Raw genomic sequence first — 14531 nt, 5'->3', positions numbered from 1 at the left:
AATATTGTTATAATAATTGTGGAAGATAAATAGGAATATAGGTAGATGATTATTATTAATGTTCCAAAGAAATATTAGGAGGAATACATATGGAAAAAACAGTAGAAAGATTAAAAGCAATTGCAAGGCAAGTTAGAAAAAATATAATAACTATGATTACAGAGTCACGTTCTGGTCACCCAGGTGGATCATTATCTTGTGTTGAAATTATAACTGCATTATATTTTAATGAGATGAATGTAAGTGTACAAAATAAAAATGACCCTGATAGAGATAGATTTGTACTATCAAAGGGACACGCTGCACCAGCATTATATAGTGTGCTTGCTGAAAAGGGCTTTTTTGATAAGGATGAGCTAATGGGACTTAGAAAATTAGGATCAAGACTTCAAGGACATCCTAATATGAATACTATTCCTGGAGTAGATATGTCTACAGGATCACTTGGACAAGGTATTTCAGCAGCAGTAGGTATGGCACTAGCTGGAAAACTTGATAAAAAAGCATATAGAGTGTATTCCTTACTTGGAGATGGAGAGCTTGCTGAAGGTCAAGTATGGGAAGCTACTATGTCAGCTGCACATTACAAGCTTGATAACCTAACGGCTTTTGTAGATCATAATGGACTTCAAATAGATGGCACCGTTTCTGAGGTTATGGGTTCTGATCCAGTAGATGCTAAATTTGCAGCTTTTGGATGGAATACTATATCTGTGGATGGTCATGATTTTGTTCAAATTAAGAATGCTATAGAAGAAGCTAAAAAAACAAAAGGAAAACCAACAGTTATAATTTGTGAAACCATAAAGGGTAAAGGCGTGTCCTTCATGGAAAATCAAGCTAGCTGGCATGGCACGGCTCCAAGTAAAGAGCAATGCCAAATGGCTTTGGAAGAAATTGGGGGTACACTATAATGGGTAAAATTGCAACAAGAGAAGCTTATGGAAGCGCACTGGCTAAATTAGGACTAGAAAATGAAAATATAGTTGTTTTAGATGCGGATTTATCTAAATCTACTAAAACAGCAGATTTTAAAAAAGTTGCGGAAGATCGATTTATAAATATGGGTATTGCTGAAGGAAATATGATGTCTGTAGCAGCGGGACTTGCTACTTGTGGTAAAATTCCTTTTGCAAGTACTTTTGCTATATTTGCAGCAGGAAGAGCTTTTGAACAAATAAGAAATTCTATTTGTTATCCGAAATTAAATGTTAAAATTTGTGCCACGCATGCAGGTTTAACTGTAGGGGAAGATGGAGCGTCTCATCAAGCGATAGAGGATATAGCGCTAATGAGAAGTATTCCCAACATGGTAGTTATAAGCCCAAGTGATAATATTGAAACGCAGGCGGCCATAGAAGCTATTGCGAAATACAATGGACCTTGTTATGTAAGGCTAGGAAGAATGGGTGTTGAGACAATAAATGATAACCCAGATTACAAATTTGAACTTGGAAAAGCGGTAACACTTAGAGAAGGACACGACGCAACTATAATAGCTACAGGTATTATGGTAGATGCTGCTTTGGAAGCTTATAACATACTAGCAGAAGAAGGAATAAAGGTTAAAGTGTTAAATATACACACTATTAAACCAATAGATGAAGAAGCAATTGTTACTGCAGCTAGAAAAACCGGATTAATTGTTACTGCTGAAGAGCATAGCATTATAGGTGGACTTGGCTCTGCAGTGGCTGAAGTTGTTTGTTCAAACCACCCAGTACCAGTTATGAGAGTGGGAATTAAAGATACTTTTGGTGAAAGTGGTAAACCAAATGAACTTTTAAAAGCTTATGGATTAACCACAGATGAGATAGTTAAAGCTCTTAAAAAAGGACTCAGTTTAAAATAATTTTAAGGACCCCTATGTATTAATACATAGGGGTTTTAACTATTTTGCGCGATAATGTTTTTTGTGATATTTTATGATATAATACATCAAGAATAACTATGGGGAGAGGAAGAAGCATGAAAGAAATTTTAAAGGATTTATTACATTGTTTTATACTATCATTAAAGATATTTTTAGTTCCTATAATTATGGGAGCTTTAATTGGAGTAATAAGTGGTTTAGTCAATGGTGATTTAAATCTACAAGGGGTATTAGCTTCAGTAGACAGAACAGCTATTAGAATATCTTGTTTTGGTCTTGCTATTTCAGGTATAGGTTTTGTAAAAAGAGAAATGTTAGAACCACTAAATTATGAAGAAAAGTGGATGGAGTATTATGAAAAATTGAATTTAGTTGGTGTAATATTCTTTGTTTCCTTATTTATGTTAGTTTATTCAACGGTTATTGACCTAGTTTTATTTCAAATTTATTAATCATTGCTGTAGTCAGCATCTTTTGCTAATCAATCTTTAGTGCTTTAATATTACAAAGGATTTCATAATAACTCATAATTTTAATTTTATAGGAAACGATAAAGATAAATGTTATTTGTGAATTTTTAGAAAAGTAAATTAGCGTATTTTGAGTAATATTCACGAAAATTTTATAATAAAATTTATTATAAGCCTAGTCCTTATGATATAATGTTGTTATGGATTTTACTGAAATGAATTACAGAAAAGTGGTAAGGAGAATTAAATATGATAGAATTTAAGAAAGTAACTAAGATTTATGATAATAATGTAATAGCCTTGTCAAATGTTGATATTACTATTGAAAAAGGGGAATTTGTATTCCTTGTAGGCCCCAGTGGAGCAGGAAAATCTACTTTTATTAAAATACTTTTAAAAGAGATAGAACCAACTACTGGTAGTGTCATTTTAAACAATGCAGATATAACGAAATTAAAAAGAGACCAGATACCTTATTTTAGAAGAAAAATCGGAGTGGTTTTCCAAGATTTTAGATTAATTGATACTTTAAATGTTTATGAAAATGTTGCATTTGCACTGAGAGTTACAGAATGTTCTCCAAAGGATATTAGGAAAAGGGTACCTTTGGTTTTAGATTTAGTCGGATTATCAAAAAAACATATGGCTTATCCTCATGAGATTTCAGGTGGAGAGCAACAAAGAGTTTCTCTTGCTCGTGCTATAGTAAATAATCCTACATTGCTAATAGCAGATGAGCCAACAGGTAATTTAGATCCTGAAACAGCAATAGGTATCATGGATATTTTAAATGATATTAATAAGGCTGGTACTACAATAGTTATGGCAACACATGCAAAGAATATAGTAGACTCTATGAAGAAGAGAGTAATAGCTATAGAAAAAGGTGTTCTAGCTAGAGATGAGCAGAGGGGAAGATACGGTTATGAAGATTAGTACAATTAAATATTATTTTGTAGATGCACTAAAAAGTTTGAAAAGAAATAGAACTGTTAGTATTGCGTCAGTTGCTACAGTGGCAGCTACTCTATTTATTTTAGGCGTATTCTTATTAATTGTTTTTAATGTTAATGCGGGAGTGGAAGAAATAGGTTCTAAGTTACAGGTGAAAATTTTTCTTAAAGATGATATAACAATAGGTGATAAATCTGTTATTCAAAAGGCACTTGATAATGTGCAAGGAGTTTCAGAAATTAAATTTGAAGATAAGGGCGATGCGTTAGAAAAAGTAAAAAAACAATTTGGAGAAGATAGTAAATCCTTAGTACAAGGTTTTGAGAAAAAGAACCCTTTTCCAAATGCATATGTTGTAAGTGTAGAAAAACCTGAAATAGTAGATAATGTAGTTAAGGCTGCTGAAGGACTAAAAGGTATAGATAAAATCAATGATGTTAGAGAATTAGTTGATAAAATTATAAAAATAACAAATACTTTAAAGGTAGTAGGATTAGTATTGTTTTTAATTTTAATAAGTGTATCACTGTTCTTAATAGGAAACACAATTAAGCTTACGTTATATTCTAGAAAAAAAGAAATAGGTATTATGAAATTTGTTGGAGCTACTGATTGGTTTATAAGATGGCCATTTATTATTGAAGGTATGATGCTTGGAGTATCTGGGGCAATTATTTCTACCGGAATACTATATTATGCTTATAAAGTGGTTTTTCTAAAGTCTTCAGCAAATGTATTATTAGGAATTAGTTTAATAAATCCTCATTTTATATTAAGCACTATTCTATGGCAATTTATGTTGGGCGGGATAGTTATTGGGGCCGTGGGAAGTATTATGTCCATAAGAAAATTCTTGATTGTGTAAATACAATATATTTATTTTCTTATTAGTGTTATAAATTTATTATATTTACATAAATAATATATAGAGAATTACAAAGAGGTGTATAAAATGGGTGATGAAAATAGACCTGGACAATATAAAACTGTAGAATATAATGATGTCACACACAAAACAAAGAAAACAAAATGGATTATTTGGATTATAGTTATAGTACTTGTCACTAATGCAATAACCCTATTAGTTTCAACTCAAATTTCATTAAGAACTCCCAATGGGAAAGTAATAATTGGAAGAGACGCTTATGACCAAGTAGTAAAGTTTCAAAAACTATTTTTAGTGAGAAATAAACTATATAAGTATTATGATGGTAAAATTAGTGATGAGGTTTTAGTAGAAGGTGCTATAAAGGGCATGACTAATTCCCTAGAAGATCCTTATACAGTTTTTATGAACAAAAAAGAGTATGCAGAGTTTAATGCTACAACAGTAGGTGTGTATACAGGACTTGGATTACAGGTAGGAGTTAAAGAAAATAATATAGTTGTAATTGCCCCTTTCGATCCATCACCAGCTAAAAGTGCAGGAATACTTCCAGGAGATGTTATTGAAAAGGTTAATGGAACAGCTGTCACAGGAAAAGAACTAGAAAAAGCTGTTACAATGATGAAAGGCAAGGAAAATGAAGCTGTCAATTTAACTCTTAGTAGAAAAGATAAAGGCAGTTTTGAAGTTAGTGTAAAACGTGCTAAAATCGATATGGTAACAGTTAAAGGTGAAATGTTAGACAAAAATATTGGATATATTCAACTTACAATGTTTGATGAAAATACTGCTAAAAATTTCAATAAAAAATTAATGGAATTAAAAGGAAAGGGTATGAAAAGTCTAGTGTTAGATTTAAGAGGAAACCCTGGTGGTCTTTTAAATCAATGTGTAGATTTAACCTCTAATTTTGTACCTGAAGGAAAGGTTTTAGTATATACAATAGATAAGAATAAGGAAAAGACAGAATATAAGTCTAAGGGTGGTCTAGCTGTAGGAATGCCACTCACAGTATTAACTGATGAAGGATCTGCAAGTGCTTCAGAAATTTTTGCAGGAGCAATCAGAGACTACAAGGTTGGAACCTTAGTGGGAGAGAAGACCTTTGGTAAAGGCATAGTTCAAACTATGTTTTCTAGAGATGTTGATGGTTTTGATGATGGTACTGCATTAAAAGTAACTATATCAAAATATTATACTCCTAATGGAGAAAATATACATCATATTGGAATAAAACCAGAAGTTGAGGTGGTGTATCCAAAAGCACTTAAAGAGAAAGCATATGATAGAACTTTGGATCCACAATTTAAGAAAGCTTTAGAGATAGCTAAGGGTAAAATAAAGTAATAACATACCAAGTATCTACCAATAAATTTGGTGGATACTTGGTTTTTAACAACCGTTAGAACAGCAGGCGAGGCTCATCATCATAGGTAATGGCATAACACTAGCTGAGCGCATCACTGTAGGTGATGTAACGCATTTACATGGGTGATATGGGGAATATATAGTTTTTCATAGCAATATGAAAGGAGAATTTTACTGAATGGACATTGCAATACATACTTTAAGAGCAGTTGCTTATGCAATTGTAGATCCTTCAAATGCGTTTATCTTAATAATGATTGGATTAATTTTTTATAATAAAAATAAGAAAATATCGGTTATGCAGAGAATGATAATGGGAGAGAGTTTAGATTCACCTTTTGAGTTAACTATATCACAAATTGTAATAGGAATTATTGCAGGGGCTCTAGCAAGTCTTCTGTTTACATTTTTAGGCCTAGTTTTTGATGAGAATTCAAATATTTATTTATTGTTTATGTTGTCATTGTTTTTTATGGCATTTAAGCCTAGATTTATATGTTTTTCTTATTCTGGTGCAGTTTTAGGTATAACCAGCCTAGTGTTTAAATATGCAGCTATCATGCTACATATGCCAAAATTGGATTTTATAAACGTAGATATTCTTACATTAATGACCTTGGTGGGTGTATTACATATTGTAGAGGGAAGTTTAGTAATGATAGATGGATCAAGAGGAGCCATTCCTGTTTTTACAAATAGAGATAATAAAATTATTGGTGGATTTGCCTTAAAAAGATATTGGGCATTACCAATCTCTATACTTATACTTTTAAGTTCTCAGACCTCAGACCTGGTGGCAGGACAGAGCTTAATGACTCCACAGTGGATGCCTGCAATAAGAGGGGCTATAGCGAGTAAAATCTTGGAAAAGTCAATTATAGCTTCTATTGCTCTTTATGGTGTTATTGGTTATAGTAGCATTACCTTTACTAAGAGCAAGGGCAAGAAAACTCTCTTTTCAGGAGCATTAATAATGGGATATGGCGTGCTCTTAACAGCCATATCTCAATTAGCGGTATTTGGTGTAGCTGTTCAAATTTTTATTTTAATATTTGCAGCTGCACTGCATGAAGCAATGTTGCAATTAGAAAAGCATTTGGAGCTCACTTTAAAACCTAAATTTGTTAGTGGCGATGAGGGAATTATGGTGCTAGAGGTAGCCCCTAAATCCCCTGCTTTTGAAATGGGAATTCAAAGTGGCGATTTAATAGTCCAAATTAATGATAAAAAAATAGAGGCTGAAGAAGAAATTTTACATATAGTTAAAGGTAATTTTAGTTCATTATTTTTAAAAATCAAAAAACCATCTGGAGAATTAAAAGATATGAGTTATACCAATGTAGCTGGGAACAAAAGACTAGGAATAGTGATTGTACCAAGGGAGCTACCAAAAGATAACTCTGTGGTAAAGATGGATGATGAAAGCTTTAAAGATGTGCTGGACAAAATGAAAGACATAGATAAAAAATAAAAGGTTTTTCTTAGATTATGCTATAAGGTCAAGTATATATTGCTAAAATGCTTTCACTTCGCCAAGTAATTCTAAAATTTATTTTATTTACAGTTGCTAAAAAACATAAACTCGCTTACGCTCAAACATATGTTTTTCTTCACGCATCTGTAAATAAAATAAATTTTGAATTACTAAGGCTTATTCAAATGCATTCTGCGCAATATATACTTTTGTTAGCATAATCTAAGAAAAAATACCTAAAAGAAATGCGTCCTGGCAGGCTCACGAGAATTTTATATTTGCAAAAGAAGAATTTCTAAATGGAATTTCAATAGTTTCAGGGTCTCGTATTGCAAGTCACTCCAGAGAAAGTTCATTCTTTCTTTTTTTTGTAGATTTGGGGGTAAAACCTTGGGGGACATAATATATGGCTGTGTTGCATATTCTTTTGCAACGGAGCAGTCCCAAAATCTTTTAGCCGATAGGCTGTGAATTTTCTATATAATAATTAAAGTATTATATAGAAAATGAATAAGTCTGAAATTCTTTCAGGCGGTAGCCTCATGATTTCACCTTTATGATTATAATTTATATAAAACAAATAGTTACTTTTAGGTTTCTACAGTGATTGCAACCGTAAGTTGACAAAAAAGCAAATGAAAATTGATAGCTTGACAACCGAAGTTTAGGTATTATTTAGGTGGGGTGATCAAGTTGAGTTTTTCGGAAAAATTACAAAGGTTGAGAAAAGAAAAAGCATTGTCACAAGAACAACTTGCAGAATTATTAAATGTATCTCGTCAGTCAGTATCAAAATGGGAATCTGGACAAACGTATCCAGAAATAAATAAATTGATAATATTAAGTGATTTATTTAAAATAACCATAGATGACCTAGTAAAGGACAAAAACACATTATGTGTTTACAATGAAGATGTTGAAAGAGAAGAAGATGATGGTGAGTCGTCGCTAATGGTTGGTGGTATGATTGTAGGAATGGCCATTGGATTTATTACAGATAATTATATTTGGTCAATGGTAGGTGTTTTTTTGCCAGTTGGCGTTACTTATATTATTAAAGGAATCAAAGAAGTAAAAGGGAAAATCTAAAGATATAAATGTATCCTAGAGCGTTAAGGGAATACTGCTAAAATTGACTGTAAAATTACATAGTCAATTTTTTTTTGCAATAGACCGGGCCCAAAATTCTTTTAGACGCTATCAGAGTGTGTATGGTAGTGGTAATTTTGCTGGAAACATGTAAGTTGTCCAGGCATTTTCCAGGGAATTCTCTAAATAAAATTGTAAAAAAATACTGTTAAAAATTTGAATAATTACATTGATATGATATATAATTAAATAAAGAGGGGTCTTTATGAATTGGTTAATATGAATGGCGATTGGTATAGTTAGAATTTAACTATACATAAATTCAAAGTGTATTGGGACATAACTATAATTCATTATGGGAATATTAATAAAGAGGTGATATTTATGATTAAAAAAACACCAGTTATTATATTTTTATTTATTATGATCATGCATTCAATAGTAATTAGTGCTGAAGAATTTAGATGTGCAGAAATTTTTGACCCAAAGCAAGATAAGGTCGTAAAAGTAATTCAAGTTAATAGAGAAATTCAAAATATGGTTGTAAGTTGGATAAAAAATGTGGATAATATCTATGGTAAAAGCAACCCTCTTACAGATGATGGTTATGCTATTAGAATTCCACTTTATCCCTCTGTTAAGGTACAAGGAAAATATATAAATGCACTTGTAAAAGAGGTTTATATAATAATACCTGAAAATGAGCCAGCATTTTTTATGATTTTTGAAAATGAAAATAGACTATTATGTTACCCATTTAGAGGAGACATAGATGCATTGTCAAAAATTTTAGACTTTAAATTAAAAGTAAGTAAAGTCTATAGTAAAGAATAATTGCTAGTATATTTTATATATGTTAGGTTTATCTATGATAAGAATCATAAATTTCTGAAAACAACAAATTTATAGCATATCAGTGCTATAATATTAAATATTACTTCATCATATTTTAACTAGTATTTTTAATGTAAGTTTTAATAGTATTCAAAATAAATGGGAGGGTGAATACATTTTAATATTTAGTAAATTATATTATGTCGAAATATAAAACCAAAATCATAAGTAATTTAAGGTATACTATATACTCGAATTGAATTTTAGAATATAGAGAGAAGGTAAATAAATGAAAAAAAGAATAGCGCTTATAGTTATGATATTGACAATGGTGAGTTCTCAAATTGCATCTGCTGATAGTGGAGTAGTGAATACAGACTCATTACGTGTTAGGCAAAATCCCTCACTTTCTTCTTCCATTATAGGTTTTCTTTCAAAGAATACAAAGATAGATACCCTTGGAAAACAGGGTGATTTTTATAAGATAAGTTATAATGGGAAAATTGGATACGCACATACATCATACGTAAACATAGTAAAAAATATTTCTCCTCCCAAAAGTGTAGTGAGTGTAAAACCAGCTTACATAGAAAAATATGGAGTTATAACAGCAAATGCTTTAAATGTAAGGTCTGGAGCTGGGACAACCTATCCTGTGATAGGATCTATTAAGATTGGAAGTAAAGTTACAATATATGAAAATACAAACGGTTTTTATAAAATAACTTACTCTGGTAAAACAAGCTATATAAGTGAATTATATGTAAAAATTGTAAATGAAAATAGTACAAGCAGTGTTACACCAACACCTGTAACAAAAGCTACAGGTGTTGGAACTATTACAGCCTCTGATTTTTTGAGCGTAAGAAAAACAGCTTCATTGGATAGTGATGTTATTGTTATGGGTAAAAAGTATCCTAAGGAAAAAGTAGATATATATGGAACTCAAGGCGAGTTCTATAAAATTAAGTATGATGGTGAATGGGGATATATATATAAATCCTATGTAAGTCTTGTTGATACTACATCAAATAAAGCTGAATATGTTGAAGATGGACAACAATATAACACAAAAACAACTGGAAATGACTTAGTGTCATATTCAAATACATTTTTGGGAACACCTTATGTTTGGGGTGGCGAAGCACCAGCAAAAGTCAACGCTACTGGGGAATATTTAAGTGGTGGATTCGATTGTTCAGGATTTGTGCAGTATAGTTATAAAAACTTTGGGATAAATCTGCCTAGAACGACTATGGACCAGGTAAATATAGGTGCATCTGTTAATATAAACAATCTTGAAAAGGGAGACTTAGTCTTTTTTCTAACTAATTCAGCTGTACCTTCTGAAGTATCTCATGTTGGGATATATATTGGAGATAATAAATTTATACATTGTCCTAAACCTGGTGATGTTGTAAAAATATCTGAATTAACCGGGTATTACGCAGATAACTTTGTAATAGGTAAAAGAATAATAGAATAAGTAAAATTTATATCATTACTATTATTATGGGTACATAACAATTACTAATTGTTTAATTTTAAACTAAAAAGTATATAATATTTAAGGAATAGGGACTTAGGTTCCTATTTTTTTTTATATAAGATTTGATTCAATGGTTATAGATTGTTAACATTATTGACACCTTAATGCAACAATTATCTACTAGTATTAATGAATAGACGAAGATGTTATTTAAAAAATAATATGGGTTTAATATTAAATTGAAATTATAATATAGCCTTGAAGGGCAGAAACGGGGAAAAGCTATTATGGAAAGTAAAGAAAAAAATGTATCTAAAAAATCAAAGGGAGCTTCTATCTCGATTGTTATGTATCTTGTAGCTTCAGTTGTGGCACTGATTGGTGTTGCATTATTAGTTAATAATATCCTCTTATTTAAAAGTACGGTTAGCCAAGCTGTAACCCAGGGATATGATATTGCTAGTGTAAGAAAAGCATTATTGACATCGCAATTGTTACCAGGAATATTTGAACCAATTGGTATATATGGTGGCATCGCATTTCTAATATTAGGTGTGGGTATAGTCAATAAAAAAGTTTCAAATTGCTTAATGCTACTAACTAAAGTTGAGGTTGACGATAATATTATTGAAGAAAATGTTGTTAATGCAGAAAACATAGAAATCGAGCAAGAAGTAGAAAAAGCTTAATTGAAATAAAGCAAAAAGACTTGTCTCCTCAGTTTAGACTGAGGAGGCAAGTCTTTTTTTCTTAGATTATGCTATAAGGTCAAGTATATATTGCTGAAATGCTTTCTCCAAATAAGGGGGCATCTTTAGAATATATTAGGCGAATTAAACTATATATAATTAACTGGATTTAATGTTATAATATAGTATATGCGTATTTGCAGATGTAACACCTTTTATTTAAGCAATTGTAGTAGCTATTTATGAGAACACTGGGAATAGATTTAAAACCAATAAAATTATAATAGTTTAAGTACCTGGCGAAGGTAAGACGATAAGGTATGCAAAGGTGGAATTCTAATGAAAAAACAAAATCTATTAATATTAGCGATAATAATTAGTTTGCTGTTTGGAACTTATAGTTTTTTTAGTTTAAAGCGGCGAGAAAAAACTGCAAATGAATTATTTAAATACACATTATCCCAGTCCCAATTTTGTTTTGCACGGGACTATACTATAATGAAGGATGATGAAAAAAATTATTATTATAGATTAGCAGCATCTAACTTATATACAGCTTTATCTATAGTAGATTTAACTTCATATGGTAAGAATGGAAAACACAATGAATTAACTAGTGCGATTAATGAGCTTTATTGCTGTATAACAGAAATTAACACAACTAATAGTAGATGGAAAGCTGTTACTGAAAAGCGAGTAGCTATATATAAATATTTAACATATATAGGCGATAATCCTAATGATAAAAATAGTTGCGATGCACTTTCTAGGCTTTCAAATAATTTGTGTTTAGGCGTTGAAGATGTAGTAATTAATTATGAAGGCACTAGTGATAATTGGCATGTAGGTTATAAAATTGATGGTAATGAGAACTCACATGACACTTATTATACATTTAAGTACACTGGGAAAGAAGTTAACTTGGTAAAGGCTGTAAAATACTCAATAGATACGAGGAGTGAAGGAGAAGAGGGCGAATTCTCAATGGATAATACCATGGTTCATACGGGCAAGCTTATACTACCCACAGGATTTCCTAAATCTACTGATAGAGATATGATAGTAAAAATAGAATGGAATGGAAAAAAAGAATCCTTAATATTAAAAAAATCTAAATAAGAGGTGCTTATAGGGCATAGTTATGAAAATAGTAATTCGACTTTATATTTACTTGTCTTGTCAGTTATGATGGGGCAAGCTTTTTTAATTTTTTTGCAAGTCACTTCGGAAAAATTTCACACTTACTATTTAGAGTACTTATTAGTGAATTAGTTGTAGGAGATATTGACATACTAAATACTTATAGTTAAAATAGAGTAGACGAACAAATGTTCAGATAGATGATAGCAATTAATAGTTGTTATCGAATTAAGCGGAATAAAAGGCGGTGATTTTTATGAATGAATTTAAATTACATTCGAAGTTTAAACCTACTGGAGATCAACCACAGGCTATTGAGAGTCTTGTGCGCGGTGTTGAGGAAGGTAAAAAATTTCAAACTCTTAAAGGGGTAACCGGTTCAGGTAAGACTTTTACCATGGCTAATATTATTCAAAGAGTTCAAAAGCCTACTTTGGTGCTTGCTCATAATAAAGTTTTAGCGGCACAGCTTTGCTCAGAGTTTAGAGAGTTTTTTCCTGACAATTGTGTGGAGTATTTTGTGTCCTACTATGATTATTATCAGCCTGAGGCTTATATTGCACAAACGGATACTTTTATAGAAAAAGATTCATCTATAAATGATGATATTGATAAATTAAGACATTCAGCTACATCCGCGTTACTCGAGCGTAATGATGTTATTGTGGTGGCTTCAGTTTCATGTATATATGGACTTGGAAATCCTGAAGAATACAAAAAACTTACAGTTTCACTTCGGGAAGGCATGGAAAAGGATAGAAATGAAGTATTAAGACAATTAGTAGATATACAATATGAGAGAAACGACATTAATTTTATTCGGGGAACCTTTAGAGTAAGAGGGGACACTGTTGATATATTTCCTGCTTCATCCAGCAGTGAAGGAATTAGGGTAGAGTTTTTTGGTGATGAAATAGATAAAATCAGATCATTTGATTCGCTAACAGGAGAAATTATTGGAGCAAGAAAGCATGTATCTATATTTCCAGCTTCTCATTTTGCTACTTCAAAGGAAAAACTAGAGCCTGCTATAGAACAAATAGAAGAAGAATTAGAGAACAGATTAAAGGTGCTTATATCACAGGATAAATTACTAGAGGCACAAAGACTTAAGCAAAGAACTAACTTTGATATTGAAATGATAAGAGAGGTCGGCTACTGTAGTGGCATAGAGAACTATTCTAGAATTTTAGATGGGAGGCCTTCCGGAACAGCCCCCCAAACCTTGATGCACTATTTCCCAAAGGATTTTTTAATGTTTATAGATGAAAGTCATGTAACCCTACCCCAGGTTAGGGCTATGTTTGGAGGAGATAAATCAAGAAAGACTAATTTGATTGAGTATGGGTTTAGACTTCCTTCTGCCTATGATAATAGGCCTCTAACATTTGAAGAGTTTGAGGGTACTATGAATCAGACAGTTTTTGTAAGTGCAACTCCAAACGTCTATGAAGCAGAGCATAGCGAGAATACTGCAGAGCAAGTGATAAGACCCACAGGACTATTAGACCCTGAAATAGCTATTAGACCTGTCAAAGGCCAAATAGATGATTTATATGCTAAGATTCAGGACACAATAAAAAAAGGATTTAGAGTTTTAGTTACAACACTTACAAAAAAGATGTCAGAAGATTTGACTAAATACTTTAGAGAAATGGATATGAAAATTACCTACCTACATTCTGATATTGATACTATAGAAAGAATGAAAATTATTCAAGATCTTAGACTAGGTACATTTGATGTACTAGTAGGTATAAATCTTTTAAGAGAAGGCTTAGATATTCCAGAAGTAGCTCTTGTGGCAATCCTGGATGCAGATAAGGAAGGATTTTTGCGTTCTGAAACTTCATTAATTCAAACTATAGGAAGAGCTGCAAGAAATTCAGAGAGTAAAGTAATAATGTATGCGGACAGAATCACAAAGTCTATGAAAAAGGCTATAGATGAAACTAATAGACGTAGAAAACTTCAGATGGATTATAATCAAGAACATGATATTACACCAACTACTATTATTAAAGATATTAGAGAAGTAATCGGAGCTGTTACAGTGGCGGAGGAAGAAGCGGTATATGAAACCCTTGAAGCTGCTATGGAAGCAAATTACGATGAAACTAAAAAGTTAATGGACAGGTATGAGAGTGAAATGAAGCAGGCAGCTAAGGATTTACAATTTGAAAGGGCAGCACAGCTTCGCGATATAATTTACAAACTTAAAAAACAAATTAAGAATATTTGAGAATTGAAAATTATTAACTTTCA

At 31.6% G+C, this 14531-nt stretch carries 13 protein-coding genes; all 13 read left to right on the top strand.

All coding sequences use genetic code 11. The annotated features are described in order from the left end of the window. The first annotated feature begins 89 nt into the window (after window positions 1-89). The 13 genes from G9F71_RS21555 (at window position 90) to uvrB (ending at window position 14508) form a co-directional block, all read left to right on the top strand. Window positions 90-914 (top strand): transketolase, encoded by an 825-nt coding sequence (locus G9F71_RS21555; protein ID WP_164948686.1) that lies wholly within the window; start codon window positions 90-92, stop codon window positions 912-914. After that, window positions 914-1852 (top strand): transketolase family protein, encoded by a 939-nt coding sequence (locus G9F71_RS21550; protein ID WP_125005270.1) that lies wholly within the window; start codon window positions 914-916, stop codon window positions 1850-1852. The genes G9F71_RS21555 and G9F71_RS21550 overlap by 1 nt, the downstream gene beginning before the upstream one ends. Before the next feature lie 116 nt (window positions 1853-1968). Next, entirely contained in the window at window positions 1969-2325 is a 357-nt protein-coding gene (locus tag G9F71_RS21545; protein WP_164948685.1) for a hypothetical protein, read from the top strand. A gap of 267 nt (window positions 2326-2592) precedes the next feature. Next, complete coding sequence (gene ftsE, locus G9F71_RS21540; protein ID WP_125005272.1) at window positions 2593-3279, top strand: cell division ATP-binding protein FtsE; 687 nt, start codon at window positions 2593-2595, stop codon at window positions 3277-3279. After that, window positions 3269-4162 carry a permease-like cell division protein FtsX gene (ftsX, locus tag G9F71_RS21535; protein ID WP_164948684.1) on the top strand — a complete coding sequence of 298 codons (894 nt, stop codon included), beginning with the start codon at window positions 3269-3271 and terminating at the stop codon, window positions 4160-4162. Before ftsE ends, ftsX begins: the two co-directional genes overlap by 11 nt. A gap of 87 nt (window positions 4163-4249) precedes the next feature. Then, complete coding sequence (locus tag G9F71_RS21530; RefSeq protein ID WP_164948683.1) at window positions 4250-5530, top strand: S41 family peptidase; 1281 nt, start codon at window positions 4250-4252, stop codon at window positions 5528-5530. Window positions 5531-5729: 199 nt separating this feature from the next. After that, window positions 5730-7022: a PDZ domain-containing protein gene (locus G9F71_RS21525; protein ID WP_164948682.1), complete on the top strand. Its 1293-nt coding sequence runs from the start codon at window positions 5730-5732 to the stop codon at window positions 7020-7022. Between the two features lie 687 nt (window positions 7023-7709). Further along, window positions 7710-8114, top strand: a complete 405-nt coding sequence (locus G9F71_RS21520; RefSeq protein ID WP_224626541.1) for a helix-turn-helix domain-containing protein — start codon at window positions 7710-7712, stop codon at window positions 8112-8114. A 384-nt stretch (window positions 8115-8498) separates the two neighbouring features. Further along, entirely contained in the window at window positions 8499-8948 is a 450-nt protein-coding gene (locus G9F71_RS21515; protein WP_164948680.1) for a hypothetical protein, read from the top strand. Between the two features lie 289 nt (window positions 8949-9237). Beyond that, the gene (locus G9F71_RS21510) at window positions 9238-10434 is read left to right on the top strand and encodes an SH3 domain-containing protein (protein ID WP_164948679.1); all 1197 of its coding nucleotides are present in this window, start codon (window positions 9238-9240) and stop codon (window positions 10432-10434) included. A gap of 290 nt (window positions 10435-10724) precedes the next feature. Continuing rightward, entirely contained in the window at window positions 10725-11126 is a 402-nt protein-coding gene (locus G9F71_RS21505) for a hypothetical protein (RefSeq protein WP_224626539.1), read from the top strand. 339 nt (window positions 11127-11465) lie between these two features. Further along, the gene (locus G9F71_RS21500) at window positions 11466-12245 is read left to right on the top strand and encodes a hypothetical protein (RefSeq protein ID WP_224626538.1); all 780 of its coding nucleotides are present in this window, start codon (window positions 11466-11468) and stop codon (window positions 12243-12245) included. Between the two features lie 277 nt (window positions 12246-12522). Then, the gene (uvrB, locus tag G9F71_RS21495) at window positions 12523-14508 is read left to right on the top strand and encodes an excinuclease ABC subunit UvrB (RefSeq protein ID WP_164948678.1); all 1986 of its coding nucleotides are present in this window, start codon (window positions 12523-12525) and stop codon (window positions 14506-14508) included. The last annotated feature ends 23 nt before the right edge of the window (window positions 14509-14531 follow it).

The sequence above is a fragment of the Clostridium sp. FP2 genome (assembly GCF_011065955.2).
GTDB classification, from domain to species: domain Bacteria; phylum Bacillota; class Clostridia; order Clostridiales; family Clostridiaceae; genus Clostridium_AD; species Clostridium_AD tagluense.
Note: the sequence above shows the minus strand (reverse complement) of the source record. Positions and strands in the feature narration are given on the sequence as shown.